Here is a 25,890-nt window from a genome sequence, read left to right on the forward strand (position 1 = left end):
CTCCGTCCTCGTCGACGATGAATCGATTCACTCGCAGTTCAGACCGTACCAGGCACCATTGAGTGCGGGATATTTGTCCAACCGAGCGGGCTGAGACAACAAATATCCCGCACTCAACGACGGGCGCGGGTCAGCGGTTGACCGCGCCGATCTCCGCGGCCACCGCGTCCAGGAAGCTCTCCGGCGTGCTCTCGGGCAGCAGCCCCGGCAGCCCGAGCAGCGCCCGGACGTCCTCCTCGGCGCCGGCCAGGCCTTCGACGTCGCCCAGGCCGTCGGCGCCGCCCGGCACCTCGAAGGCAGTGACCACCGCGGCCAGTTCCTCCGCCCGGGGGTCGTCCACACCCTCTCCGGAGCGCGTCCGGCGTCGGACGAACTCGGCCCAGGCGGCCAGGCCGAACGCCACGCCCGCCGGCTCCCGGCCGTCGGCGAGCGCGTCCGCGAGGACACCGCCCCACCGGAACGGGATCTTCTGCGTGCCGTCCATCGCCACCTGCGCGGTGGTGTGCCCGGTGTGCGGGTTGGCGAACCGGGCAAGGATCTGCTCGCCGTACTGGTGCAGGTCCAGGCCGTCGGGCGCGGTGAGCGTCGGCAGCGCGTCCTCGAAGAGATACTGCCTGGCACGCTGCGCGATCACCGGGTCGGTCACCGCCGCCGCGATGGTCGCGTGCCCGGCGAGCCACCCGGAGTACGCGACGAGCGAGTGCGTCCCGTTGAGCAGCCGCAGCTTGGCCTGCTCGAACGGCGCGACGTCCTTGGTGAGTGTGGCGCCGGCGGCCTCCCACGCGGGGCGCGGGCCGGCGAACCGGTCCTCGATGACCCACTGCGCGAACGGTTCGCCGACCACGAGCCCTTCGTCCCGCACACCGAGTGCCTGCGCGACGTGGTCGCGCTGCTCCGGCGTCGTCGCGGGCACGATCCGGTCGACCATGGAGCACGGGAACGTGACCCGGGCGTCGAGGAACCCACGCAGGGTGTCTCCCTCCGTGCCCGGGAGACCGGCGTCCGCCGCCTGGCGCAGCAGGCGTTCGAGCACCCGTCCGTTGTCCACCATGTTGTCGCAGGTCAGTACGGTGATCGGGGCGCCGGAGGCCGCGCGTGCCGCGAGGCCGCGCACCAGGAGCCCGATCGCCGAGCCGGCCGCACGGACGGAGGTCTCCCCGCGGGCGTCGGCCCGGAGCGCCTCGAGGTCCCCCGCCACAGCGTCCAGGTCGAGGGACCCGTCCGGTCGCCGGGCGTACCCCTTCTCCGTGATGGTCAGCGTCACCACGTGGGTGGTCGGCGCCGCGAGCGTCGCCAGCACCCGCTCGGTCTCCTCGGCGGGATAGGCGACGTCGACGACCGAGCCGATCAGCTCGACCGACGACTCCTGCTCGCCCGCCGTCAGCACCGCGTACACGCCGCCCTGAGGACGGAGCTGGTCGCGGACCGTCGCGGACCGCTGGGTCACGCCGAGGATGCCCCACGAGGTGTCCCCCGTGGCGATCGCCGCGCGTTCGGTATAGACGGCCTGGTGAGCCCGGTGGAACGCCCCGATGCCGAGGTGGACGATGCCCACCGCCGTCGGCATCACCGGCGCGTCGATGCCCACGGGGACGTTGTCCCGGTGCAGGCGGTCGTCAGTCATCGCGTGTCTCCTTCACCTGTGCCACGAGCTGCGTCGGGTTCACGAACCGCAGCGCCACCACGAGCATGACCAGCATGGTCGCGGTGTAGATCACCGACATGGCCGAGATGAGCTGTCTCGCCTCGCCACCGCCGGCGGATGTCATGCCACGGTAGATCGCCACGACGAGTGTGTCCGATCCAGGACCGGACACGAGGAACGTCAGCTCGAACAGCCCGACGGTCCGGACGAGTACGAGGATCGCCGCGGCGAGGATACCTGGCACGAGCAGCGGGGCGAGGACGCGCGTGAACACCTGGCGGGTCCGCGCCCCGCACATCCGGGCCGCCGACTCGATGGCGGGGTTGATCTGCTCGATGAACGGGGTCATCGTCAGGATCACGAACGGCACGGACGGCACGAGGTTGACCAGCACGACGGCGGTCAGCGTGCGCCCGAGCCCGAAGGAGTACATGACCGTCGCGAGCGGGATGCCGTACGTGATGGGCGGCATGAGCACCGGCAGCAGGAACAGGAGCATGACGGCGCGCTTGCCCGGGAAGTCGCGACGGGCCAGCACGTACGCGGCAGGCACGCCCACCAGTACGGAGACGACCACGACGGTCACGGCCACAAAGACGGTGACGCCCACCACCTCGCCCAGGGCGAACCGGTCCCAGGCTTCCGTGTAGCGGTCGGTGGTCAGCCCTTCGGGGAACCAGGTGTCGAACCACTGGCGGCCGAACGAGTCGACGACCACCGCGATGAGGATGCCCAGCAGGAACACCGCGAACGCGGCCATGCCGGCCCACACGAACCAGGTGGACGGCCGGGCGGCGAGCGGCCGCTCCAGCGTTGAGACGGCCATCAGCCCTTCCCTCCGGTAGTCCCTCGGTACAGCAGCGACCGCAGACCCAGCACGGCCGCCACGACGAGCAGCTCGACCGCGCCCATCATCAGCGCGATGGTGGACGCCATCGCGTAGTCGTTCTGCTCGCCGAACGCCCGGAACGCCATGAGTGACATGACCCGGGTCTCGCCCATGGCGTCACCGACAAGCCGTGCGGACGGGAACACGGAGAACGCGAGCACGAACGTCAGCACGAACGTGGTGGCGAGGCCTGGCGCCAGCAGGGGCAGGATGATCCGCCGGAACCGCTGCCACCAGCCGGCGCCGAGCGTCTTGGCCGCCCGTTCGAGTGACGGGTCGATGCCCGACAGGTACGACGAGATCAGCAGGAACGCGAACGGAAAACCGGTGATCACCAGGGAGAACATGACGCCCAGGTAGTTGTTCACCAGCTTGAGCGGCTCGTCGATGAGGCCGATCTCCAGCAGCGCCCGGTTGATCCAGCCCTGACGCCCGGCGAAGATCAGCAGCCCCTGCGCCGTGAGCACGGTGCCCAGCGTGATGGGCAGGACCAGCAGGGAAGTCAGCAGCCGCTTGCCGCGGAACCGGTGCCGCAGCACCATCGCCACCGGCACCGACGCGAGCACGTTGAACAGCGCGGCCGGCAGCGCGAGCCGCATGGTGAGCCAGACGGAGTCGAACACGAACGGATCGCGGAAGAACGCCACGTAGTTGGCGAGGATCCCGCCGCCCCACTGCTCCTGCATCGCCGCGGTGGGCTGGACGGTGAGCCCGATCCCGTACGAGAACGGGTACACGAACAGGGCGAGCGCCACGACCAGGCCGGGCACGAGCAGGAGCAGCGTCGGGTCGATGCCCCGCTCGGCCAGGCGGTGCCGCAGGCTCGCGGTCGCCCGCCCCGTCTGCTGTCCGCCGACGCCGCTCACGTTCTCGACCCCTGGGCTGGGAGCGCGATCGTTGCGCCTCTGCCGGACACGTCGGCGCATCGGTCGCGCCCACAACCGAGATCGCGCGTCATGCCGCCACCTCCACCGGCACGACGGCGTCCAACGAGTCCGGGAACACCAGCACCCGCTCGACGGGCGCCGTCAGCCAGACCGAGCCGCCGACCTGGGGGGCCACGGGCGTCCGTGCGTGCAGCATCGTGTCGCCCGTCTGCACACCGACGGCGTGCTCGCGGCCGTGGTACTCGACCACCGAGACGGTGCCGGGAACGGTGCCGGGAACAGTGCCCGCGCCGGCCGAACCGGGCGGGTCCTGCGCGACCACGAAGTCGTCGGGGCGGATCGCCACCCGCACGCTGTCCCCCGCGCTCAGGACACCGACGGCGCTCCCGGTGAGCCGGGCCCCGCCGTCGGCGGTCCCGGGGAGCTGGACGACCGCCTCGCCCCCGGACACCGACACGACGGTGGCGGGCAGGATGTTCCGGTACCCCATGAAGTCCGCGACGTACCAGCTCGTCGGGCTCTCGTAGAGCTCGTCCGGCGTGCCCACCTGCTGCACGCGGCCCTCCCGCATGACGACCAGGCGGTCGGCCAGGGACAGTGCCTCCTCCTGGTCGTGCGTGACGTAGATCGTGGTGAGCCCGAGCGACTGGTGCAGCCGCCGGATCTCGGTGCGCATGTCGAGGCGGAGCTTCGCGTCGAGGTTCGACAGGGGCTCGTCCATGAGCACGAGCGACGGCTCGAGCACCACCGCGCGGGCGATGGCGACACGCTGCTGCTGCCCGCCCGAGAGCTGGCCCGGGAGCTTCTTGGCGTGCTCGTCGAGCTTGACGAGCTTGATCGCCTCGCGCACCCGCGATTCGATCTCCGCGCGCGGCCGGCCCTGCATCTGCAGGCCGAACGCGACGTTCTTCTCCACGGACAGGTGCGGGAACAGCGCGTAGGACTGGAACACCATCCCGAACCCGCGCCGCTCCGGTGGCAGCGTGTCGATGCGCTTGCCGTCGAGCAGGATCTCGCCGTGCGTCAGCGGGAGCAGGCCCGCGAGACAGTTCAGCGCCGTCGACTTGCCGCAGCCCGACGGTCCCAGCAGGGCGACGAACTCGCCGGACTTGATCGTCAGGTCCAGCCCGGACAGCGCGTCCACCCCGCCGAACCGCCGGCCGACGCCGCGCAGCTCCAGGGAATCGAAGTCACTCACTCAGGCCTCTTCCTCTACCTTGCCGCCGCCGACCTCGCGGTCCCAGATGTCGAACGCGGTCACCATCGACTCGGCGTCGAGCGGCACCACGGCGTCCTGCGACTCGATGAGCTCGTCGAACTCAGGACGGCCGAACTCCTCGATCACGTCCTGCGATGCCTGCGGCGCGAGGTCGAGCGTGGCGCCCTCGACGGCCGGTCCGGGGTAGAAGTAGCCGGCGTCGTACGCCTTGGCGTTCTGCTCCGGGGTGAGCATGTCCTGCAGCAGGAGCATGATCGCGCTGATCTTGTCCGCGCTCTGTCCCTTCGGGATCGCCGCGTAGTGCGCGTCGGTCACCCAGGTGAAGTCGTCGAGCGCGGCGGCCTCCAGCGTGTTCGGGAGCTGCCCCTCGGCACGCGGCGCGATCTCCCAGCCGGTGGTCGTGGGGACCATGGCCCAGGTGCCGTCGGCCATGTTCGTCACCACCTGCCCCGTACCCGTGGGGTAGGTGTCGACGTGCTGGCCGAGCTCCTTGAGGTACGCCCAGGTCTTGTCCCAGCCGTTCTCGGGGTCGGTCGGGTCCTCGTCCCCCAGGATGTAGGGCAGGCCCATGAGGAACGTGCGCCCGGGGCCGGAGTTCGCGGGGCGGGCGTACCCGAACTTGCCGGGGTTGGCCTCCGCCCACTCCAGCAGCTCCTCCGGGGTGGCCGGCGGCGTGTCGACGACGTCGGGGTTGTACTGCAGCAGCGGCCCCGACGGGTAGTACGTCGTCACCACGCCGAAGCCCTGGGCGAGCTCCTGCATCTTGGCGGCGGGCTCCAGGTAGTTCTCCTGGTTCGACACGCGGTCGCCGTAGTCGTCCACGATCGGCAGCCACAGGTCCTGGCTGATGCCGGCAGCCAGCCCGTCGTTGCCGGTGAACACGACGTCGATCGACAGGTTCCCGCTGTCGACCTGCGGCTTGACGAGGCCGGTGACGTCGGGCGCGCCGCCCGTCTCCCAGGTGACGGACTCGATGACGTCCGGGTTGTTCTCGACGAACTCGTCGACCATGCCCTCGGTGAGCCGCTGGTTGCCCGCGACGTCGAGGATGTTCAGGGTGACGGGCTCGGAGGGCGTGTCCGGGACGTCGGCGGGGTCGCTGACGGCGGCACCGCCCTCGCCCCCTTGGGATGCCGGCGGCGCGCACGCGGTCAGCAGGGTCAGTGCCGCGACGCCGACGAGCGCCATGGCCTTCTTCGAGGTTCGCATAGTGCCTTCCTCTCTCTCGGGCTCCATCGCCCAGGGTGTGTCGCCGGGTCGGGCGTCAGTCGACCGGCCCGGCAGGGACGGGTCCTGTGGACCCGCGAATCGTGAGCTCCACGGGGAGCTGCGAGCTGGCTGGGGTCCCGCCGCGCAGGCGGGCGAGCAGCAGGTCGACGGCGCGCCGGCCCAGGCGGGCGAGCGGCGCGTGCACCGTCGTGAGGGCCGGTGAGACCAGCGTGGCGAGCTGGACGTCGTCGAACCCCACCACCGACATCTCGCCCGGCACGTCGACACCGCGGTGCCGCAGCCGGTCCAGGATGCCGAGCGCCATGAGGTCGTTGAACGCGACGACGGCGGTGACGCCGCTCGCGACGGCGTGGTCGGCCGCCTGGGTGCCGCCGGCGAAGTAGGGCTGGAAGCTACCGAGCTCCACGAGCTCGACGTCCCGCTGCTCGGCGGCGACGGCCAGCCCGGCGACCCGGCGTCCGCCCGACCAGGACGATGCCGGACCGGCGGCCACGCCCACCCTCCGGTGCCCGAGCGCCGAGAGATGCCCGAGCGCCTGAGCGACGCCGTCGGCGTCGTCCACCGAGACGGACGGGATCTCCGGCGCCGTGGCGTCGGCCGTGCCGCCGACCAGCTCCCGGCTGGCCAGGACCGCGGTCACGCCGTTCAGCGCCGCACGCAGCTCCGCGTCGCCCGACCGTGGCGAGGCCACGAGCAGGCCGTCCGTCCGGGCGGCGAGGGCGTCGATCAGCTCGGCCTCGACGTCGGGGTCCTCGTCGGAGTCGGCCACGAAGACCTCGTAGCCCTCCGCGCGGGCGTGTGCCTGTACCGCCTTGGTCACCGTCGCGAAGTAGGGGTTCTCGAGGTCGGGTACCAGCAGGCCGACGGCGTGCGTGCGCCCCATCCGCAGGCCGCTCGCCGCATGGTTCGGCCGGTAGCCCAGCTCCGCCGCCACACGCGTCACGCGGTCACGGGTCTCCGCGGCGACCCGTTCGGGAGACGCGAGGGCGCGCGACACCGTGGAGATCGAGACTCCGGCGGCGCGAGCGACGTCGTGCACCGTGACCATGGCACCTCCTTGTGACCGTTGCGACGCTGCAAACGTTTGCACTCTACCCTAGGTTAGAGTGCAAACGTTCGCACCCATCCTCCGTCCGGCCGATACCGCACCGGCCAGGCAATGACGCCAGGAGCACACGAATGACCCCATGGACCCTGCACCCCGACCGAGCGCTGCCCGCCGACCCTGTGACGCGGCCGATCGCCCGCGAGATCTACCAGGCGGTGCGGGACCTCCCGATCGTGTCGATGCACGGCCACGTCGACGTCGCCGCCTTCGCGGACGACGAGCCGTTCCCCGACCCCGCCCAGCTCCTCGTGGTGCCCGACCACTACCTGACGCGGATGCTCGTGTCGCAGGGCGCGAAGCTGCCCGAGCTGGGGGTGGGCCCGGCGGACACTCCCGGCCTCGAGTCGGACCCCCGCGAGATCTTCCGGCGTTTCTGCGGGGGCTGGAAGCACTTCCGGGGCACGCCCACGCGGTACTGGTTGGAGCACGAGCTCGTCGAGATCTTCGGCGTGACGGTGCGGCCGTCCGCCGAGACCGCCGACCAGGTCTACGACCAGATCGCGGAGTGCCTCGCCGACCCGTCCTTCCGGCCGCGCGCCCTCCTCGACCGGTTCGGCATCGAGACCATCGGCACCACCGACCCGGCGTGGAGCACCCTCGAGGACCACGCCCGCCTTGCCGTCGACCTGCCGGGCCGCGTGCTGCCGACCTTCCGCCCGGACCCGCTGCTGCACCCCGCGCGCCGGACCTGGCAGGGTGACCTGGAGCGGCTCGCCGCGGCGTCGGGCATCGCCACCGACACCTACACCGGCTACCTGGCGGCGCTCCGCGAGCGCCGTGCCGCCTTCGTCGCGGCCGGCGGCCTGGCCACCGACCACGGCCACCTCAGCGCGGACACCACCCCGCTGCCCGACGACGCCGCGCGCAACCTGTTCGAGAAGGCGCTGAAGGGCGGCACGGACGGCTCGGGGATCAGCACGGCGGAGGAGGCGGCTTTCTCCGCGCACATGCTGTTCCAGATGGCGGCGATGTCCGCGGAGGACGGCCTGGTCATGCAGCTCCACCCGGGCGTGCTGCGGGATCACGACCCGGCGGTCGCCGCCACGTTCGGACCCGACAAGGGGTACGACATCCCCGTCGTGACCGAGTTCGCGCACGGCCTGAGGCCCGTGCTGGAGGCGTTCGGCAGCTCGGAGAGCTTCCGGATGATCGCCTTCACCGTGGACGAGGACGTGTACTCGCGGGAGCTGGCGCCGCTGGCGGGCGTGTACCCGGCGCTCCGGCTCGGGGCGCCGTGGTGGTTCCTGGACGCGCCGGACGCGATGCGCCGGTTCCGGGAGGCGGCCACGGAGACCGCGGGCTTCTCGAACATGTCGGGCTTCGTCGACGACACCCGCGCGTTCTGCTCGATCCCCGCGCGCCACGACCTGGCCCGCCGGGTGGACGCCGGCTACCTGGCCCGCCTGGTGGCCGAGCACCGGCTCGAGCTGGACGAGGCGCTCGACACCGCGGCCGACCTGGCCTATCACCTGCCGAAGCTGGCCTACGCGGCCCGCTGAGCGGGCCCGCGCCGACTGGCCGACCCGTGCCGACCCGCCCTCTTCGAGGTCTAAGTTTTCTCCCCTCTGAAGCGTTTCAGAGCGGAGAAAACTTAGACCTCGAAGAGGGTGGGTGGGCCGTGCCGGGGCGGCGGGTCAGCTGCGGGGCGGGGCCAGCGGAGCAGCCTCGGCGAAGGCCAGCGCCGCGAAGCGTTCGCCGATGCGGCGGTGCGTGGCGTCGTCCGGGTGGAGCCGGTCGGGCAGGGGCAGCTCGTCGGCGTCGGCGGGGCCGTACAGCGCGCGGCCGTCGAGGTGGTGCAGGTTCGGGTCGTCGCCCGCGCGCTCCGCCACGATGCGGGCGAGGTGCTCGCGGATCACGGTGAGGGTGAGCTTGCCCGCCGCCCGCTCGGCCGGGTCGCCCGTGGCGCGGAACCGCAGCTGCCCCTCGGCGAGAGCCGCGGTGTCGAAGGCGCCGGGGCCTGGCGTGTCCTCGTGGATCGGGCAGAGGATGGGTGAGACCACCAGCAGCGGCGTGTCCGGATGGCCGTCGCGGACGGTGTCGAGGAACCCGTGGACGGCGGGGCCGAAGGCGCGCAGGCGCATGAGGTCGGCGTTCACGATGTTGATGCCGATCTTCAGGCTGATCAGGTCGGCGGAGGTGTCACGCATGACACGTGCGGTGAACGGGTCGAGCAGCGCGCTGCCACCGAACCCGAGGTTGACGAGGTCGACCCCGCCGAGCGCCGCGGCCACCGCGGGCCACGTGCCCGTGGGCCGCACCGCGTTGGAGCCCTGGCTGATCGAGCTGCCGTGGTGCAGCCACACGGGCCGCCGTTCCGGCGAGGGGCGCACCGGGGCGTCGGTGCGCAGCTCGACGAGCTCGACGGTCTCGTTGTGGGGCAGCCAGAGCTCGACGGACTTCTCGCCGTCCGGCAGCTCGTCGAACCGGACGCCGTCGACGCCGCCCTGCTCGACCTCGCGGGCGCCCGTGGCCATGTCGATGGTCACGACGGTGGCCGCCGCGAGGCTGCCGTGCCCGGCAGGGCGGCCATCGACCACCAGGTCGAAGACGCCGAGCGGCCTGGCCGGAGCGCCGCGGAAGCCGAACCGGGTCGCGAGCGCGCGCAGCTCGATGCTCGTGGCGGCGGTCGTGAAGGCCAGTCGCACCCCGGAGGGCTGGGACTCGGCCATGGCGAGCTGGGGGTCGGCGGCCTGGGTCCGCGCCCAGGCCGGCAGCCGGTGCACCCGGACGCCGGACGGTGTCTGCTCGAGCTCGGGGGCGCCGCGCAGCAGGTCGGCGGTCACAGGGGTGGTGTGCTGGAGCAGCCGGGCGGTCATGCCCACAGCGTATGGGCGGCGGGCTGCCGGGCGCCGGACGGCGGGCCTGCTGCATCCTGGTGAGGAACCCGGACCGGGAGTAGACCTGAGCCAGCTCGCTGAGGCACAGTTCAAGCACAACGCCACATATATGCACATCAACCGCAAGACGGACGGGACGACCCATGACCGGTGACACTCAGCGTTCGACCGCCGCCCCCCACGCGGCCTGGCTGCCCGACGGCGCGTTCGCCGCGCTCGGCAGCCGTCGCGTGGTCGTGGCCGGAGACGGCGCGCTCACGGGAACGGTCGCGGAAGAGGTGGCGGCGGCGACAGCACGGTTCGGCGGTGCGTTCTCGCGCCTCGAGGTGGGCGACGCCGTCGCCGACGCGGAGCTGGTGCTGACGCTCTCGCCGGCCGAGACCTCGCCCGCCGCGAGCTCACCCGCCGACCACGGCGAGGACACCGACGAGAGCTTCCGGTTCACGCGGGAGGCAGGCGCCGTCGTCGTGCAGGCGCGGACGGACGCCGGGCTGCTGCGCGGCCTGTTCCACGTCGTCCGCCTGGGCGAGGCCGCGTTCGACGGGCCGGACGCCGACGAGACGCACGCCCCCGCCACCGACCTGCGGATGCTCGACCACTGGGACAACGTGGACGTGCACCCCACGATGGGCCAGGTGGAACGTGGATATTCCGGCGGTTCCATCTTTTACGACAACGGTTTCGTCCGGTCGGACCTGTCCCGGGTGGAGCGGTACGCACGGCTGCTGGCCGCTGTCGGGATCAACCGGGTGGCGATCAACAACGTCAACGTGCACGAGCACGAGGCGCACCTGCTGACCGACGACCTGGGCGACGTCGTCCGGATCGCCGCCGTCTTCCGGCGGTGGGGCATCCGGGTGCACCTGTCGGTGTCGTTCGCCTCGCCGATCCTGCTCGGCGGCCTCGGCACGTCGGACCCGCTCGACCAGGACGTCGCGCACTGGTGGGTACGCGCGGCAGCGCGGGTGTGGGACGCGATCCCGGACTTCGGCGGCTTCGTGGTCAAGGCCGACTCCGAGGGCCAGCCGGGCCCGTTCGCCTACGGCCGCACCCACGCCGACGGCGCGAACATGCTCGCCGCGGCAGTCGAACCCTACGACGGCCTGATCCACTGGCGGGCCTTCGTTTACAACCACCGGCAGGACTGGCGCGACCGGTCCACCGACCGCGCCCGCGCCGCCTTCGACCACTTCCACCCGCTGGACGGTACGTTCTCGGACAACGTGATCGTGCAGGTCAAGTACGGTCCGCTCGATTTCCAGGTCCGGGAGCCCGTCTCGCCCGTCCTGGCCGCCATGCCGCACACCCGGATCGCCCTCGAGCTCCAGATCACCCAGGAGTACACGGGCCAGCAGAAGCATGCCGTGTACCTCGGGCCGCAGTGGAGCCAGATCCTCGGGTTCCGGTTCTGGGAGCCCACGGGCCGGGACGGCGGGTCGCCGACCGTCGCGGACCTCGCGACCGGCCGCGGCAAGGCCGCCGAGGACCCCGGCACCGGCACGTGGCGCAAGCCGGCGGGCGGTTTCGCCGCAGTCTCCAACGTGGGCGACGACGAGTTCTGGACGGGGCACCCGTTCGCCCAGGCGAACCTCTACGCGTACGGGCGGCTGTGCTGGGACCCGACCCTCGACCCCGCGACCCTGCTCGACGAGTGGGTGGGCCTCACGTTCCCGGGCGCGCCGGACGCCGTCCGGCAGGCCGTGCACACCGTGCTCGACCGGTCCTGGGAGACGTACGAGCAGTACACCGCGCCGCTCGGCGTGGGCTTCATGGTGCGGCCCGGCCACCACTACGGACCCGACGTCGACGGGTACGAGTACACCCCGTGGGGCACGTACCACTTCGCGGACCGCGACGGGATCGGCGTCGACCGCACCGTGCGCACGGGGACCGGGTACGCGGGGCAGTACCCCTCGCCGTGGCGCGAGACGTACGAGTCGCTGTCGACCTGCCCCGACGAGCTGCTGCTGTTCTTCCACCACGTGCCGTACACGCACGTGCTGCACAGCGGGACGACCGTGATCCAGCACATCTACGACACCCACTTCGAGGGCGTCGAACGGGTCGAGGCGATGATCGCCGCGTGGTCGGACGTCTCGACGCTCGTGGACCCGCGGCTCTCCGAGCGGGTGGCCGAGCGGTTCGCCGAGCAGCTGCACAGCGCGACCGAGTGGCGTGACCAGATCAGTGCGTACTTCCTCCGGAAGTCCGGCATCCCCGACGAACTCGGGCGAACCATCTACTGAAGCGGATGAAACTCGGTAACGCTTGGGCCACGGGCGCATCGTCGCCGAGACCGCGGGTGTCCCTCGGTGTGTAATCGAGATCCACTCACACCTGGTTGTCCCCCATGCATGCCACCGTATCCCCACCCACGCCCACGCCCCCGCCCACGCCGACGCCCCCGCCCGCCCGTCCGCACCTCACCGAGGTGCACGGCATGCGAGGTCTCGCTCTCCTGCTCGTGGTCCTCTTCCACCTCTTCGGCGGCGGACGGGTCTCCGGCGGCGTCGACGTCTTCCTCGTCGTCTCCGGGTTCCTCGTCACCGGGTCGCTCGTCCGGCGCGCCGAGACCGGCAGCCTCCGGCTCGGCTCGGTCTACGCGCGGAACCTGGCCCGCCTGGCACCGCCGGCCCTGGTGGTGCTCGCCGCCGTGGCCGTCGCCGCGTGGACGTTGCTCCCCACCGGGCGGTGGCTGGAGATCTGGCGGCAGGTCATCGCCTCCGGCCTCTACGTCGAGAACTGGGACCTGATCGCGAACACCCTCTCCTACGGTGCCGCCGGCCCGGCGGTCAGCCCGCTCCAGCACTTCTGGTCGCTGTCCGTCCAGGGACAGTTCCTGCTCGCCTGGCCGCTCGTGGTGCTCGTGGTGGCGTGGCTGTGCCGGCGGGCACGGACCGGGGTGCGGCGGCAGCTCGTGGTCCTCGTCGCGCTCGCGTCCGCCACCTCGTTCGCCTACGCGCTGTACCTCACCCAGGTCCTGCAGCCCACCGCGTACTTCCACACGGGTACCCGGTTCTGGGAGCTCGGTGTCGGCGCGCTGCTCGCGCTCGTCCCGCTGCGCGGTGCCGGCGGCCTGCGTGCCCTGGGCGCCTGGGCCGGCCTCGGCCTCATCGTGTCCTCGGGCTTCCTGCTCGACGGCGGGACGCTCTTCCCCGGCCCGTGGACGCTGTGGCCCGTGACAGGCGCGCTGCTGGTGCTCGCGGGCGCCGGCACGACCGTGGCGTGGGGTCCGCGCCGCCTGCTGGAGCTGGCACCGCTGCGGTTCGTCGCCGACATCTCGTACGAGCTGTACCTGTGGCACTGGCCCGTGCTCATCTTCTACCTGGCCCTCCGGGGCTTCCCGGCGGTGGGTGTCCGGGGTGCGGCCCTCGTGCTCGCCGCGTCGCTGGTCCTCGCGTGGGTCACCCGCCAGCTGGTCGCCCGCCCCGTGGGACTCGCGCTACCACGCACCATGGGCCCGGCACGCGCGGGCGGCACCCTGCTGGCGGCCGGCGTCGCGACGGCGCTCGTCGTGGTGCCCACGTTCGCGGCGAGCGTCGACCTGCGGAACCGGGAGGTCGCAGCGCTGGAGGCGCTCCAGCATCTCGGCCCCGCGTACACGGGCGCCCAGGCGCTGGCCGCCCCACGGCCGCGGACCACGCCGAACGCCTCGCACACAGGGAACGCGGCCACCCTCCAGGAGGCGGCCGACGAGATGCCCGTGCGCCCCGACCCCGAGCTGGCGAAGACCGACGAGACCCGTGTGGACCACAACCAGGAGTGCGTCCAGGTGCACGGCGACGGCCCTGGACTCGACCAGGTCCGGATGTGCACCCTTCATGACCCGGCCGAGCCGACCCGGACGGTGCTCGTCGCCGGCGGGTCGCACACCTACCAGTGGGCAGCGGCGGTGAACCGCGTGGCGCGGGAGAACGGCTGGCGGGTACTGGTCGCCGGCAAGGGGCAGTGCCGCCTGATGTACGAGCCGGTGCCGACCGACGACTGCGGGCGCTGGAGCGCGAACGTGCTGGCTGCCGCCGGCTCCCTGGATCCGGACGCGGTGTTCGTGACCGGCAGCCGCACCCACGAGGACCGGCGGGAGTTCGTCGTCCCTGTGGAGGTCGCGGCGTGGCAGCAGCTCGATGCCGTCGGCATCCCGGTGGTCACGATCCGGGACAACCCGAGGTTCCGCTGGAGCCCTCCGAACTGCGTCCGCGACAACGGCCGGGACGCCGCGCGGTGCGCCACGGACCGGTCGGACGTGTTCGCGGAGCGCAACCCGGTGCAGACCTTCCCGGGCATGCCCGCGTCCGCCGGGCACGTGGACCTCTCGGACGCACTCTGCGAGCCCCGCTCGTGCCCGCCCGTGGTTGGGAACGTGATGGTCTACCGGGACGGCTCGCACCTGACGGCCACCTATCTGCGCAGCCTCACCCCCGCGCTCGACAAGGCGGTGCGGCAGGCGGCACCCTGGCTGTACTGACGCCGGCTGCCCGCGGCGCGCGGCGGGCTCACGGCGCGTGGCGGGTCTGGGCGTAGGTGCCCTTGGTGAACGCCAGGACCTTTGTCGGGTCCACGGCGAAGACCAGGGCGGGACCCCCGACGTCGTTGCGGAAGACACCGTCGCCCACCTCGTACGCCCACTGCCCGTCCCACTTGGTGCGCCAGGCCGCCGCGAGCCGCTCCAGCGTCGCGGAGTCGGTGACGCGGTAGGCGGGGCCCTCGACCACGACGTCGACACCCTCGTCCCAGGTGTCGCGGCCCGCGGTGAGCACGACGTTCGGGTTGGCGGCGAGGTTGACCGCCTTCTGCTCCTCGGGACCCGTCGCGAAGTGCAGCGCACCGTCGAGCCAGACGGCGACCAGCGGTGTGACGTGCGGGCGGCCGTCGGCACGTACCGTGGTCAGCCAGGTGATCTGGGCGTTCTCGAGCACCTCCTGCGTCGCCTGCCAGCTGGTCGGCTCGGCGCCGGGGGCGCTGAACCGGGCGTCGAGAGTGGTCACGGGGTCGTTCATGATCCTGCTCCTCAAGTTGGTGCGGAGAGCTCGATGCCGAACCGGTCAGGATCCTCCCCTTCGAGGTCTATCTTTCTCCGCTCTGAATCGGTTCAAAGCGGAGAAAGATAGACCTCGAAAAGGAGTGACGGTCGACTGTCACCAGGTCTGACCGGCGGCGAGCCCGGAAGTCATCGGAGCTGTGCTCGTCGGCGCGCCGGACCGGGAGCTGGTACCGGTCACAGACGATCGCCGAGGGCCGGACCAGAGGTCGGCCGGCTGGAGGAGAGGTCCGGTCAGGTGGCCTGGCGGCTAGCCCGCTGCTCCGCGCGGCGCGTACATGATGATCGCGACGCCGACCAGGCAGATCAGCGCCCCTGTCACGTCCCAGCGGTCGGGGCGGAAGCCGTCGACGACCATGCCCCAGACCAGCGAGCCGGCCACGAAGACGCCGCCGTAGGCCGCCAGGATGCGGCCGAAGTTCGCGTCGGGCTGCAGGGTCGCGAAGAACCCGTACAGGCCCAGCGCGATCACGCCGGCGCCGATCCACAGCCAGCCCCGGTGCTCGCGGACGCCCTGCCAGACGAGCCAGGCGCCGCCGATCTCGAACAGAGCGGCGGCGAGGAACAGGATGATCGAGCGTGTGACGTTCATCGAGCGCTGCCCGCCGCCTCGGGCAGCAGGTCGGCAAGCATGGACCCGGCTCCTGGTGGGGCGGTGAGGGTCAGATCGAACGTCGAGCCGTGCAGGTCGAAGCGGATGGCGTAGAACGCACAGCACGTCTGCTCCGCCACCGCGAGGCCGGTCGCGCGGTCGAGGGCCGACGTCGGCAGCGTCGCCCGTACGCCGCCCTCCACGTCGACCCGCGGAGCTCCCGCGAGCAGCTCGCGCCACTCCTCGACCCGTGCCGAGTAGTCGCCGGAGCCGAGCGTGCAGGCGATCGGTCCCGGGGCGGCTCCAGCCATCGGCAGGCTCGGGCCCGGGTGGTCGAGATCGCTGCAGCAGCTGTCGCACGGCTCGTCGCGGTCAGGCAGAGCGTCGAGCCGCCCGACGGCGGTCGCCAGCGCCGAGCGCAGGTCCTCGAGGCCGCGCTCTCGCTCGGCCACCTCCACGGCACGCTCGACGAGCATCGGACGGTACCTGGCCCGCACGCTCTGGCACGGCTCGGACTCCCACGCGTCGGCGAGCTCCCGCACCGCAGCGAGCGGCAGGCCCAGCTGCTTGGCCTGTGCGATGAAGGCCAGCCGGCCCACAGCAGCGGGGCCGTAGACCCGGTAGCCGTTGCTCGAGCGCCCCGCCGGCAACAGCCCTTCGGCCTCGTAGTACCTCAGGGCCGACGTCGAGACACCGCTGCGGGCCGACAGCTCGGAGATCTTCATCCCGTCCATGTCACGACGGTAATCCTTCGAGTCGACTCGAAGGTCAAGCTCCGTGATCAGCCCGCGTCGAACCGCTCCTCGCCCTCCAGGTCGGGATCGTCCTTGGGGTGCTCGCCCGGGATCGCCTGCTCGTCCGTGTCGGCGTCCGGGTCCTCCGGCTCCGGGACCTCGCGAGGCCCGGGATTCGCGCGGCCCTCGATGTCGTCGTCCGTGGAGACAGGATCGACACGCGGTCCGGGGTTGGTCTGCGGAACCGGTGCGTCGTCGGTCCGGTGGCCCTCGTTCTCGCTCATGCTGCGCTCCCTCCGGCTCGGTGGTGCGGCGGCGTGACCGTGGAGACGACCACGCCACCGCTCCTCGACGGTACGGCGGCGGCATCCCGCTCGCATCCAGGTGTCGTGAGACCGGTCCGTCCTACAGCGGCGTGTCCCCCGGGACCTTGAGGTCCTGCACCCGGGCGCGCGCCGGCAGACCGATGTCCCAGAACTCGATGGTCTGCAGCACCCAGAAGAGGGCGAAGATCAGCATCATCACCGTCTCGACCACGAACAGCGTCTGCGGGAACAGGTCCGGCAGATACCGGTCGAGGACCACCATGGTGGCCAGGCCCACCACGAGCACGGCCGCCATCACCACCGCGATCCACCGGTACCAGACCCGGTACGCCCGGGCGGACATGCCGCGCAGCCGTTCGAGCGCCTGGGCGGTGACCGCATGGTCCGAGCCGTTGATCCAGGCGACGGCCACGAGGCAGCCGAACAGCAGGACCGCCGCCGAGTAGTGCGCCGCGGTCAGGAAGCTCGCGGGCCAGGCCAGCAGCCAGACGCCGGTCCCCGCCCACGCCACCCAGGTGAGCCACAGGTCCCAGCCCTCGCGGCGGCCCAGGTCGTGCCGTCGGGGCCAGGTCGACAGGAGCAGGACGACACCACCGACCAGGAGCAGCGTGCCCACGTTGTTGCCCACCCGCTCCGGCACGTCCAGGCAGTACGGCTCGGCCGTGCACATCGCGGCGTCGAGCGGCGTCGGGACCAGCGCCACGGCCACCGCGGACATGCCCGCGAAGTTGAGCAGCACCTCCTCGGCCCCGCGTCGGCCCTTGATCGCGATCAGGCACGTGCCGATCGCCACCAGCGTGCCCACGAAGATGCTCTGCACCGGCGAGTAGAAGTACGCGCTGATCGACGCGTGCCACCACTCCTCGCCCGAACCGAGCCGACCGTGGTCGCGGACGATCTGCATCGTCAACGACACGAACAGCACCAGCACCACCGCCACGATCGCCACCCGCAGATAGCGGTAGGTCAGCCGTACCGGGTCCCCCTGCTTGATCGCCATGCGCTTACTGTGGCCCACGTGCCGCAGAGCGGACAATGTTGCGCCGCCCCACCGACCGCTACCTCGTCAGCGGGTTGGGGATGGTCACCGACCGGACCACGTCGTTGACCTCGTTGTCCGGCGTGCGGTCGTCGACGGGGCCGAAGTCGCGGGCCTCGACCACCACCCGGTCGCGGAACACGTCGACGGTGAGCCCGCGGTTGATGTCGCGCGTCACCACCTCCCTGATACCCGACGTGCTCTCCCCGCGCGCGTCCCACTCCACCTGGACCGCGCCGGTGTTCACCGTCCAGAAGCCGTCCGGGTGGCCCCCCGCCGTGCGGCGCTGCACCGCCCAGTCACCGAGCTCGAACGGGTAGTGCGTGTGCCCGCTGAACAGGATCGTGTTGGGGTGGGCGCCGAGCAGCTCGGTCAGCTCGTCGTTGTACTGGTAGCTGTCGCTGTACCAGGGGATCCACGACGCCGAGACCGTGTCGCCGAGCGGGAAGTGCGAGATCACCAGCACCTGCTTGTCGCGCTCGGACCAGTACGCGAGCCGCTCGCGCAGCCACTCGACCTGCTCGCGGGACATCGGCACCTCCGGCGGGCGCGCCGCCTCCTGGCCGAGGACCAGCACCGGTACGTCGCCGCCCGAGCCCTCCAGCAGGTACTCGTCCCACACCCGGTCCCGCTCCGCGAAGTTCAGGAACCGGTCGCGCAGGGTCTCCCACGACTCGCCCGTGTAGCTCTCGTGGTTGCCGATCGCCGCCACCACCTGCTCCGGCAGGACGTCGGCCGCACCGGCCATGACGTCGTCGACCTCCCGCCACTGCGCCGCCGAGCCCGAGTCGACGATGTCGCCCACCATCAGCAGCCCGGCCGGGTCGGGGCGGACGGCGTCGAGGTCGCGCAGGGCGTGGCCGAGGTCGTCCGGGTCGCCCTGGATGTCGCTGAGCACCCATGCCGTCGTCGGGTCGCCGCTCGCCGGGGGCAGGGCCGCCCGGACCGCCACGGAGTCGATCGCCCAGTACCAGGAGTTCGCGCCGGCGGTGAAGTGCCAGCGGAAGACCGCCCGCTTCGCGCCCCGCGGCACGTCGACCGGCAGCGACTCGGTGGCGTTCAGCAGTGCGCCGTCGTAGTCGTCGGTGACCGTGGAGCTGTCGTAGCGGACCAGCTCGGTCTCCGCGCCGCCGTCGAACGCGACCGTGACCCGGCCGGTCTGCCCGGCCCAGCCCCGGTAGTGCGAGTCGAAGGTGAGCTCGACCCGGTCGCGGCCCTTGACCTTGACCGGCGCGGAGGCCAGCGTCGTCGCGTAGTCGCCCGGCGCGCCGGCGCCGTCGGCGAACTCGTCCGAGTCGGCCACGGCGATCACGTCCTGCGCGCGGGCGAACCGGTAGCGCATCTGGTCCTCGGCGTCGGTCCAGAAGTCACGGGTGGTGAACGACCAGCCGCGCCACTCCTCGACGCCGCCGTCCGCCATGTCCGGGCCGTTCTCGACGGACCAGCCCCGGGGAGCGGTGTGCGTGAAGCCCACGACGCCGTCCTCGATGCCCGGGTCCTCGGCACGCGGCAGCAGGTCGTCGGCGAGGGAGTCGAAGCTCTCCCGGTACAGCACACCGTCGGTGGCCCGGGTGTCGGGCTGCCCGTCCGGGCGGGCGGGGCCGGCCAGGGCGGTGCCCACGGTGCCAGCGGCGAGCAGGCTCGCCCCCACCAGCACGGCTGCCGTGCGTCGGGTCCGAGCGTGGAAGGTGGAGGTCATTCCGGGTGCCTCTCGTCGACCTGATACGTCCGGCGCAGACGCTACGGCCGTGAGGTGTCCACTGCCGGGCCCGGGGTCGACGCCCAGGTGAACGGTGCCGTCCGGGACAGCTGAGCGAGCGGGGTCGGTCCCGGCGCGATCAGTCGGCGTCCGGCGCCGTGAACCGCTCCTCGACGTCGCGCAGGAGCTTCGCCGCGTTCCGCAGCACGGCGGCGACCCACAGCACCGACAGCACGGCGAACGCCACCTCCGTCGCGAGGTAGACGACGCCACCCGCGAGGACCAGCAACGACAGCGTGCCGAGGGTGACGAGCGGCAGTCGGAACAGGTAGTACATCGACAGCCGCGCGACGTCGCGCGTGCGGAAGTTGAAGAACGACGTGATGACCAGTGCGTTCACACACCACAGCAGGAGCACCAGAAAGACTCCGAGCAGGATTCCGGCATACCAGTCCGGCACGCCGGTGGCACCGAAGTTCCCCAGGGTGACGCCCAGCACCGCCCCGGCGACGAGTGCCGGCACCCACACCCTGAGCACGTCCGCCCAGTTCTGGCGGTAGCCGCGGAAGAACGATCGGGCAGGAGTCAGCCCTTCGGCCCGGAGGCGGTCCCGCAGCCCGTACAGCCCGGCGGAGAACGCCGGGCCCCACGGCACCAGGCACAGCGCCACCAGCGGCGCGTTGCGCGGGGACCGGTCCAGGAGCAGCAGGGGCAGCGTCCCCGGCAGCGTCGTCAGGATCATGAGCAGCCCGGTGACCAGGTACCAGTAGATCGCGTTGGTCACGCGGGACAGCGGACCCTCGCCGAACTCGGGACGCCCGGCCGGTGGGGCCGGCCGCTCCGTCGGCCAGTGCAGCGGGTCGCGGCGAGGTGTGTCGTCCGGTGTGGTCACTCGCTCGTTCTCCCTCTCATGTGGCTCCCTGCTCCGACCGGCTCCGATCGGCTCCGACCGGTACAGCCTGGCGGCGAGGCCGTCACGTACTCAGCCGCCCGAGAATCCTGGCATCGTCCAGCCACGGCGGGGTCTCGTCCCGGACGAGGTCGATCTCGACGAGCGTGACCCCGTGGCGGCTGATGGTCAGGTCGAGGTCGACCCGGCCGGCGTCCGCCGTCGGGACGACGGGGAGCGAGTACGCGCGGCGGGCGGGCTCGCTCGCCTCGCGCAGCACATCGAGCTGTCTGCCCGACGGCGACGCGGGCCGCCCCATGGCTCCCCACGCCGCCCACGCGTTGCCCGCGGACTCGTCGACGTCGTGCCGGAGGACAAAAGCCCGCGCTCCGCTGGTCGAGTTGGTCGCGACCTGGCCGAGGGTCTCGGCCGGCTCGGCCGGCTCGGCCGGCTCGGCCGGCTCGGCCGGCTCGGCCGCCGAGGTGACCGGGAGACTCAGGTGCAGCTCGTGCCGCTCCGGTTCGGGTGCGGTGTCGGTGCCGCTCACCGGCTGCCAGGCGAGCACGGTGACCCTGCCCGTGGCGGGGTCCCTGGTCACGAGGTGGTCGGTGCCGCGGGCGAGGACGTCCTGTCCCATGCGCGCCATGAACGCGTACAGGTGGTACGTCGGCTTCTTCACCTGGCGGTGCGTGAGCATGCCGAACCCGCCGTGGAAGAACGCCGCGGGCACCCCGACCTCCTCGAAGACGTCGCAGAACGTCCAGTACGAGAACGAGTCCACGAGCTCGCCGCCGGCGGCGAGGACCGGCGCCAGGTAGGCCGCGTTGTAGGCGGTGTCGTGGATCGGGTTGTCCGGCCGGTAGCTCGTGTTGAACTCGGAGACGTGCAGCGGCAGCGCCGCCAGCGGCGTACCGGCGAGCAGCTTGCGGGGTGCCGCGAACTGGTCGAGCAGGCTCTCCGGGGACCGGAGCGTCTGGTACACGCCGAACGGCACGTGCTGCGCGGGGCCGGAGGTGTACGCGTGCACGGACGTGAAGTCGATCGGCACGTCGCGGGACGTGACGAACTCGGCGAACGGCTCCCACCACTCGTCAGCGCCGGGCGAGAGGACGGGACCACCCACCTGCAGCGACGGGTCCACGTCCTTGACGGCGGCCGCGGTCACCTCGTAGAGGCGGAAGTAGGCGGCCTGGTCGGCGTCCTTCCAGAAGTTGACCAGGTTGGGCTCGTTCCACACCTCGACCGGCCAGGTGCGGACCTCCTCCAGCCCGTACCGGTCGACCAGGTGTCGCAGGACCGCCCGCACGAGCGCCGCCCACTCGCGGTGGTCACGCGGCGGTGTGATGTTGCCCTTCCACCAGAAGACGGTGTCGGGGCCGGAGGCGAGCGCCTCCGGCATGAACCCGAGCTCCAGGAACGGCTTGATCCCGAGGCTCAGGTAGGTGTCGACCACCTGGTCGACGTAGGTGAACGCGTACCGGGTCCCGGAGTACCCGGCCTGGTCGTACGGCCGGTGCACCCCGACGTCGTCGGACAGCAGACCGTGGCCCCGGATGTACCGGAACCCGATGTCCTGCTGCACCAGGGCCAGGGACTCCTGGTAGTCCTGGCGGAGCGCCAGGTTCATGCGGCTGGTGCCGACGCAGGACCGCCAGGCGTCGCCCAGGACACCTGAGGGTTCGGCCGGGACGACGATGCGGGACACAGGGCTCCTCGAAGGTTGGTGCGTGCGACAGGCTGGGCCCGTTGAGTGCGGGATATTTGTCCTTCAGAAGCGTTCCGAAGGGCAAATATCCCGCACTCAACGCCGGGCTCAGGGCCGGTCAGGCGGGGTTACTCGGTGACGCCTGCTGCGGAGTTCGCGCGGTCGACGTACTCCTGCATCCCTGAGCCCTCGAGCTCGGCGACGTAGGCGTCCCACTCGTCCAGCGGACGCTGACCCAGGATGAACTGGGCCGTGGCCTGGAAGACCATGTCCTGCAGCGTCGTCTGCTGGAGCCCTGCCTGCTCCTGCTCCATCTCGTCGTAGGCGACGGCCGGCGGGATGTCCAGCTCCTCCTTGACCGCGTTCATGTCCTGGATGTACTCGATCGCCTCCTCGCTGCGCATCGACAGGTCCAGATCCTGGGTCGAGCCGTGGGCCAGGGAGAAGACGCCGTTGTAGTAGCCGAAGTCGGCGTTGAGCAGCTGGGGCGCACCGGTGTTCAGGGCGCCCCACTCGATGTCCTCCTTGAGGACGCGCTTGTCGCCCTCCCACTCGAACGTCTCGCCCTCGACGCCCCACTTGGCGAACTCGAGGCCCTCGTCGGAGTAGTACAGCCAGTCGACGAACTGCAGCATCGCCAGGAAGTCCTCCTGCTCGGCGGCACCGGCGGCGAACATCAGACCGGACTCGCGGCGCGTGCCACCGGCGATGTTGTCGCCGGCCGGACCGCCGGGAACCGTGATCATCTCGATCTCGGAGTCCTCGTCACCGATCTCCTCGAAGGCGCTCCGGTACTCCAGGATGACCTGGTCGTTGGTACCGATCGCGGCGGCCTGGCCCGAGGCGAACTTCTGCTGGGCCTGCTCGTCCTCCTGGGTGAGCGCCTCCGGGTCGAGCAGCCCGTCCTCGACCAGACCGGCGAAGTACTCCACGAGGGTCCGGTACTCCTCCGAGGCACCGGCGTACACGTAGGTGCCTTCGTCCTGGTTCCACTGCAGGCCCAGGCCGTAGCCCCAGCCCGCCACCGTGCCGAAGTTCGGCGCGGCCGCGGAGATCGTGGCCTCGACCGGTCCGTTGATCGACCAGCGGTCGGTCATCGGGTACTGCAGGTCCGGGTTCTCCTCCTTGATCACCTGGAGCTGTTCCGCGTACTCGTCCCAGGTCGCCGGGTGCTCCAGGCCTGCCTTTTCCCAGAGGTCCTTGCGGATGGCGACCGTGTAGGTGCCAGGGATGACGATCTCGTGGATCCCCGGGATCATGTAGTACTTGCCGTCCTCCTGCTTCTGGGCGTCGATCTCCTCCTGCAGGTCCCACGCCTCGACCTTCTCCTGGAAGTTCGGCATGTACTGCACGTAGTCGGAGATCGGCAGCAGGGCGCCACCGCTCACGAACGGCGCCTCGTCCCCGGGGTAGGTGACGGGCATGATGTCCGGTGCGTCACCGGAGCTGATCAGGACCGACCGGCGCTGGGCCATATCCTCCAGCGGCACGTTCTCGTAGTCGAACGTGACGTTCTGGTCCTGCTCCAGGTGCTGGATGATCGACCAGTCGTCCTTGAACGGATAGTTCGGGTGGTCGCGGTACAGCAGGCCGAAGCTGACCGGCTCGGTCGCCTTGAACGTGGTGCCGGCTTCGAAGTCCTCCATGTAGCCGACCTGCGTCGCCGTGTCGATGGCGCCGTCCTCGCCGCCGTCGTCACCGTCGCTGCCGACCGAGCACGCGGTGAGCGTGACGGCCAGGACCGATGCGGTGATGCCCGCGGCGGTCCTTCTGCGGGTGATCCTCATGATTCTCCTCCAGTTGTGAACGTCGTTGTTCGCGACGGTCAGATGGGCTGGTTCAGCTGTGGGGTACCGGCGGGACGGCGGGGCGTCAGCCCTTGACCGAGCCGAGCATCACGCCGGAGACGAAGTACTTCTGGACGAACGGGTAGACGCACACGATCGGGATCACCGTCAGCAGCATGGTCACGGCCTGGAGGTTGGCACCGATCTGTACCTCCTCCATGCCTGCCTCCCGGCCCGCGCCGGTCGCACCGGCCAGCAGGTTGCGCAGGTAGAGCGTCACCGGCTGGAGCTCGGGGTCGCTCAGATAGAGCATCGCCGGGAACCAGGAGTTCCAGAACGCGACGGCGTAGAAGAGGATCATGGTCGCCACGACCGCCTTGGACAGCGGCAGCACGATCCGGAAGAAGATCCCGTAGACGGTCATGCCGTCGATCGCCGCGGCCTCTTCGAGGTCGTTCGGGAAGTTCTCGAAGAACGCCTTCATGACGAGCAGGTTGAACGCGCTGATGGCGTTCGGGATGATGATCGCCCAGACCGTGTTCTTGAACCCGAGGCCGGAGATCAGCAGGTAGTTCGGCACGAGACCACCGTTGAAGAACATGGTCACCACGACCATGCCGATGAAGAACGACCGCCCCTTGAGGTGCTTCTTCGCCAGCGCGTAGGCCATCGTGGTGGTGAGAGCCATGGCGATGGCGGTCCCGCCGACCGTGTGGACGATCGTGTTCCCGTAGCCCGTCCAGAACCGGTCCTGGGTCAGCACCTCCATCAGCGTGGTGGTGTTGAAGCCCCGGGGCCACAGGTTCACCTGGCCGGCGACGATGTAGCCGTGCGAGCTGAACGCCTTGGCGATCAGGTTCACGAACGGGTACAGCGTGACGCCGCAGACGATCACCAGCACGGTGGCGTTGACGACGCGGAACACCGTGTAGGAGCGGGAGTCCTTGACCGTCTTCGGGACCTGCCGGACCCGGGTGATGTCCGGGACGTTCTGATCCGTGGTCACCATAGGGAAGCTCCAACCGTGCGCTTGGCGATCGCGTTCGCTGAGAGGACAAGGGTCAGACCGATGAGCGCCTCGAACAGGCCGATCGCGGCACCGTAGGAGAAGCTGCCGCTGTTCAGTGCGACGCGGTAGATGTAGGTCGCGATGACGTCACCCGACGCGTACGTCAGCGGGTTGTACAGCAGCAGCACCTTCTCGAACCCGACGGCCATGAACGTGCCGATGTTCAGGATCAGGAGCACGACGATCGTCGGGCGGATGCCCGGCAGCGTGATGTGCCAGGTCTGCTGCCACCGGTTGGCGCCGTCGATCCGTGCGGCCTCGTAGAGCTGGTCGTCGATGGTGGTCAGCGCGGCCAGGTAGAGGATGGTGCCGAACCCGACGACCTGCCAGATCTCCGACGTCACGTAGATCGTCCGGAACCAGTCGTCCCGCTGCATGAACGAGACGGGGTCGGCTCCGACGGCGGTGATGACCTGGTTGACGGTGCCGTTGAGCGCCGTGAGCTGGTAGACGAAGCCGGCCACGATCACGATGGACATGAAGTGCGGCAGATAGGTGATCGTCTGCGCGATCTTCTTGAACCGCCGGGACCGCAGCTCGTTGAGCATCAGGGCCAGCACGATGGGCAGCGGGAAGACGACGACCAGGGTGAGCGTGCCCAGGACGATGGTGTTGAGGAAGACGTCCCAGAACTTAGGGTCCGAGATGAACATCTCGATGTAGTAGAAGCCGACCCACTCGTCGCCGAACATCGAGCTGCCCGGCCGGAACCGTCGGAACGCGACGATGTTCCCGGCCATCGGCACGTACCTGAAGATGATCAGATAGGCGACGGGCAGGATCAGGAACGTGTAGAGCCGCCAGTCCCTGCGCAGTGCGCGCGCCCATGTGTAGGTGTTCCGCAGCTGCTGGGGCGGCGGACCGTCCGCGCTCACGTCGTCCGCCCCACCCGGCGGTGTCCCAGCCGTCTGCGGCACGGTGTCGACCGTCCCGGTGCCTCGTGCCATCGCTGTCCTCCGGCCACGACGTCGTGCCCCGGACCCGTCGCTGGACCCGGTCCACATCGTCGTGGAACGTTTTCGAAAACTATCGGCTCGATTGCCGATAGTTTGGTTTCTCGGACAGTAGGGTGACTCCGCTCACACAGTCAAGCCATGGTCACCCCGTACCAGGTCACGATTCGATGTCGCCCGGTCTCCGCCAAACCGGGCGCTTCTGCGGTGTACCGTCAGACGTAACGGGCCGAAAGTTGCGGCG

At 70.8% G+C, this 25,890-nt stretch carries 21 protein-coding genes; 3 read left to right on the top strand and 18 right to left on the bottom strand.

Annotation, left to right across the window (positions count from 1 at the left end; translation table 11 throughout):
* Positions 1-130: 130 nt before the first annotated feature.
* From LUM46_RS00645 to LUM46_RS00670, 6 genes are all read right to left on the bottom strand, one after another.
* Entirely contained in the window at positions 131-1,624 is a 1,494-nt protein-coding gene (locus LUM46_RS00645; RefSeq protein ID WP_274991627.1) for a mannitol dehydrogenase family protein, read from the bottom strand.
* Entirely contained in the window at positions 1,617-2,471 is an 855-nt protein-coding gene (locus tag LUM46_RS00650; RefSeq protein ID WP_274991628.1) for an ABC transporter permease, read from the bottom strand. Before LUM46_RS00650 ends, LUM46_RS00645 begins: the two co-directional genes overlap by 8 nt.
* Positions 2,471-3,400 carry an ABC transporter permease gene (locus LUM46_RS00655; RefSeq protein WP_274991629.1) on the bottom strand — a complete coding sequence of 310 codons (930 nt, stop codon included), beginning with the start codon at positions 3,398-3,400 and terminating at the stop codon, positions 2,471-2,473. The genes LUM46_RS00650 and LUM46_RS00655 overlap by 1 nt, the downstream gene beginning before the upstream one ends.
* 88 nt (positions 3,401-3,488) lie before the next feature.
* Positions 3,489-4,619, bottom strand: a complete 1,131-nt coding sequence (locus tag LUM46_RS00660) for an ABC transporter ATP-binding protein (protein ID WP_274991630.1) — start codon at positions 4,617-4,619, stop codon at positions 3,489-3,491.
* Positions 4,620-5,849, bottom strand: coding sequence for an extracellular solute-binding protein (locus LUM46_RS00665; protein ID WP_274991631.1), 1,230 nt, complete (start codon positions 5,847-5,849; stop codon positions 4,620-4,622).
* A gap of 55 nt (positions 5,850-5,904) precedes the next feature.
* Positions 5,905-6,918 carry a LacI family DNA-binding transcriptional regulator gene (locus LUM46_RS00670; RefSeq protein WP_274991632.1) on the bottom strand — a complete coding sequence of 338 codons (1,014 nt, stop codon included), beginning with the start codon at positions 6,916-6,918 and terminating at the stop codon, positions 5,905-5,907.
* Between the two features lie 131 nt (positions 6,919-7,049).
* Here LUM46_RS00670 and uxaC point away from each other — a divergent pair, with 131 nt between their 5' ends.
* Positions 7,050-8,477: a glucuronate isomerase gene (uxaC, locus tag LUM46_RS00675; protein WP_274991633.1), complete on the top strand. Its 1,428-nt coding sequence runs from the start codon at positions 7,050-7,052 to the stop codon at positions 8,475-8,477.
* A gap of 135 nt (positions 8,478-8,612) precedes the next feature.
* Here uxaC and LUM46_RS00680 read toward each other — a convergent pair whose 3' ends face one another.
* Positions 8,613-9,794, bottom strand: coding sequence for an SGNH/GDSL hydrolase family protein (locus LUM46_RS00680; protein WP_274991634.1), 1,182 nt, complete (start codon positions 9,792-9,794; stop codon positions 8,613-8,615).
* A 164-nt stretch (positions 9,795-9,958) separates the two neighbouring features.
* On the opposite strand from LUM46_RS00680, the gene LUM46_RS00685 reads away from it, so the two are divergent.
* The gene (locus LUM46_RS00685; RefSeq protein ID WP_274991635.1) at positions 9,959-12,061 is read left to right on the top strand and encodes an alpha-glucuronidase; all 2,103 of its coding nucleotides are present in this window, start codon (positions 9,959-9,961) and stop codon (positions 12,059-12,061) included.
* Between the two features lie 194 nt (positions 12,062-12,255).
* The gene (locus tag LUM46_RS00690) at positions 12,256-14,280 is read left to right on the top strand and encodes an acyltransferase family protein (RefSeq protein ID WP_274991636.1); all 2,025 of its coding nucleotides are present in this window, start codon (positions 12,256-12,258) and stop codon (positions 14,278-14,280) included.
* A gap of 28 nt (positions 14,281-14,308) precedes the next feature.
* Here the strand turns inward: LUM46_RS00690 and LUM46_RS00695 are convergent, their stop codons facing one another.
* The 11 genes from LUM46_RS00695 to LUM46_RS00745 form a co-directional block, all read right to left on the bottom strand.
* Positions 14,309-14,812 (bottom strand): pyridoxamine 5'-phosphate oxidase family protein, encoded by a 504-nt coding sequence (locus LUM46_RS00695; protein ID WP_274991637.1) that lies wholly within the window; start codon positions 14,810-14,812, stop codon positions 14,309-14,311.
* A 291-nt stretch (positions 14,813-15,103) separates the two neighbouring features.
* Positions 15,104-15,445, bottom strand: a complete 342-nt coding sequence (locus tag LUM46_RS00700; protein WP_274991639.1) for a YnfA family protein — start codon at positions 15,443-15,445, stop codon at positions 15,104-15,106.
* Positions 15,442-16,179, bottom strand: coding sequence for a MerR family transcriptional regulator (locus LUM46_RS00705; protein ID WP_274991640.1), 738 nt, complete (start codon positions 16,177-16,179; stop codon positions 15,442-15,444). The genes LUM46_RS00700 and LUM46_RS00705 overlap by 4 nt, the downstream gene beginning before the upstream one ends.
* A 47-nt stretch (positions 16,180-16,226) precedes the next feature.
* Positions 16,227-16,463, bottom strand: coding sequence for a hypothetical protein (locus LUM46_RS00710; protein ID WP_274991641.1), 237 nt, complete (start codon positions 16,461-16,463; stop codon positions 16,227-16,229).
* Between the two features lie 121 nt (positions 16,464-16,584).
* Positions 16,585-17,505: a hypothetical protein gene (locus tag LUM46_RS00715; protein WP_274991642.1), complete on the bottom strand. Its 921-nt coding sequence runs from the start codon at positions 17,503-17,505 to the stop codon at positions 16,585-16,587.
* Between the two features lie 58 nt (positions 17,506-17,563).
* Positions 17,564-19,243, bottom strand: coding sequence for a metallophosphoesterase family protein (locus tag LUM46_RS00720; protein WP_274991643.1), 1,680 nt, complete (start codon positions 19,241-19,243; stop codon positions 17,564-17,566).
* A gap of 139 nt (positions 19,244-19,382) precedes the next feature.
* Positions 19,383-20,135, bottom strand: coding sequence for a YesL family protein (locus LUM46_RS00725; protein WP_274991644.1), 753 nt, complete (start codon positions 20,133-20,135; stop codon positions 19,383-19,385).
* A gap of 82 nt (positions 20,136-20,217) precedes the next feature.
* On the bottom strand, positions 20,218-21,837 hold the full coding sequence (locus LUM46_RS00730) for a GH39 family glycosyl hydrolase (protein ID WP_274991645.1): 1,620 nt from the start codon (positions 21,835-21,837) through the stop codon (positions 20,218-20,220).
* Between the two features lie 128 nt (positions 21,838-21,965).
* Positions 21,966-23,624: an ABC transporter substrate-binding protein gene (locus LUM46_RS00735; RefSeq protein ID WP_274991646.1), complete on the bottom strand. Its 1,659-nt coding sequence runs from the start codon at positions 23,622-23,624 to the stop codon at positions 21,966-21,968.
* A gap of 85 nt (positions 23,625-23,709) precedes the next feature.
* A complete protein-coding gene (locus tag LUM46_RS00740) occupies positions 23,710-24,633 on the bottom strand; it encodes a carbohydrate ABC transporter permease (protein ID WP_274991647.1) in 924 nt (307 codons plus the stop codon).
* Positions 24,627-25,640 (bottom strand): ABC transporter permease, encoded by a 1,014-nt coding sequence (locus tag LUM46_RS00745; RefSeq protein WP_274991649.1) that lies wholly within the window; start codon positions 25,638-25,640, stop codon positions 24,627-24,629. The genes LUM46_RS00740 and LUM46_RS00745 overlap by 7 nt, the downstream gene beginning before the upstream one ends.
* Between the last annotated feature and the right edge of the window lie 250 nt (positions 25,641-25,890).

The organism is Promicromonospora iranensis (assembly GCF_028994805.1).
Taxonomy (GTDB): domain Bacteria; phylum Actinomycetota; class Actinomycetes; order Actinomycetales; family Cellulomonadaceae; genus Promicromonospora; species Promicromonospora iranensis.

What these genes read in the sequence shown, in the direction of transcription:
- LUM46_RS00645 (WP_274991627.1), bottom strand. Translation starts at nt 1,624, where the DNA reads ATGACTGACGACCGCCTGCACCGGGACAACGTCCCCGTGGGCATCGAC.
- LUM46_RS00650 (WP_274991628.1), bottom strand. Translation starts at nt 2,471, where the DNA reads ATGGCCGTCTCAACGCTGGAGCGGCCGCTCGCCGCCCGGCCGTCCACC.
- LUM46_RS00665 (WP_274991631.1), bottom strand. Translation starts at nt 5,849, where the DNA reads ATGCGAACCTCGAAGAAGGCCATGGCGCTCGTCGGCGTCGCGGCACTG.
- LUM46_RS00670 (WP_274991632.1), bottom strand. Translation starts at nt 6,918, where the DNA reads ATGGTCACGGTGCACGACGTCGCTCGCGCCGCCGGAGTCTCGATCTCC.
- uxaC (WP_274991633.1), top strand. Translation starts at nt 7,050, where the DNA reads ATGACCCCATGGACCCTGCACCCCGACCGAGCGCTGCCCGCCGACCCT.
- LUM46_RS00680 (WP_274991634.1), bottom strand. Translation starts at nt 9,794, where the DNA reads ATGACCGCCCGGCTGCTCCAGCACACCACCCCTGTGACCGCCGACCTG.
- LUM46_RS00685 (WP_274991635.1), top strand. Translation starts at nt 9,959, where the DNA reads ATGACCGGTGACACTCAGCGTTCGACCGCCGCCCCCCACGCGGCCTGG.
- LUM46_RS00690 (WP_274991636.1), top strand. Translation starts at nt 12,256, where the DNA reads ATGCGAGGTCTCGCTCTCCTGCTCGTGGTCCTCTTCCACCTCTTCGGC.
- LUM46_RS00695 (WP_274991637.1), bottom strand. Translation starts at nt 14,812, where the DNA reads ATGAACGACCCCGTGACCACTCTCGACGCCCGGTTCAGCGCCCCCGGC.
- LUM46_RS00700 (WP_274991639.1), bottom strand. Translation starts at nt 15,445, where the DNA reads ATGAACGTCACACGCTCGATCATCCTGTTCCTCGCCGCCGCTCTGTTC.
- LUM46_RS00705 (WP_274991640.1), bottom strand. Translation starts at nt 16,179, where the DNA reads ATGGACGGGATGAAGATCTCCGAGCTGTCGGCCCGCAGCGGTGTCTCG.
- LUM46_RS00710 (WP_274991641.1), bottom strand. Translation starts at nt 16,463, where the DNA reads ATGAGCGAGAACGAGGGCCACCGGACCGACGACGCACCGGTTCCGCAG.
- LUM46_RS00715 (WP_274991642.1), bottom strand. Translation starts at nt 17,505, where the DNA reads ATGGCGATCAAGCAGGGGGACCCGGTACGGCTGACCTACCGCTATCTG.
- LUM46_RS00720 (WP_274991643.1), bottom strand. Translation starts at nt 19,243, where the DNA reads ATGACCTCCACCTTCCACGCTCGGACCCGACGCACGGCAGCCGTGCTG.
- LUM46_RS00735 (WP_274991646.1), bottom strand. Translation starts at nt 23,624, where the DNA reads ATGAGGATCACCCGCAGAAGGACCGCCGCGGGCATCACCGCATCGGTC.
- LUM46_RS00740 (WP_274991647.1), bottom strand. Translation starts at nt 24,633, where the DNA reads ATGGTGACCACGGATCAGAACGTCCCGGACATCACCCGGGTCCGGCAG.
- LUM46_RS00745 (WP_274991649.1), bottom strand. Translation starts at nt 25,640, where the DNA reads ATGGCACGAGGCACCGGGACGGTCGACACCGTGCCGCAGACGGCTGGG.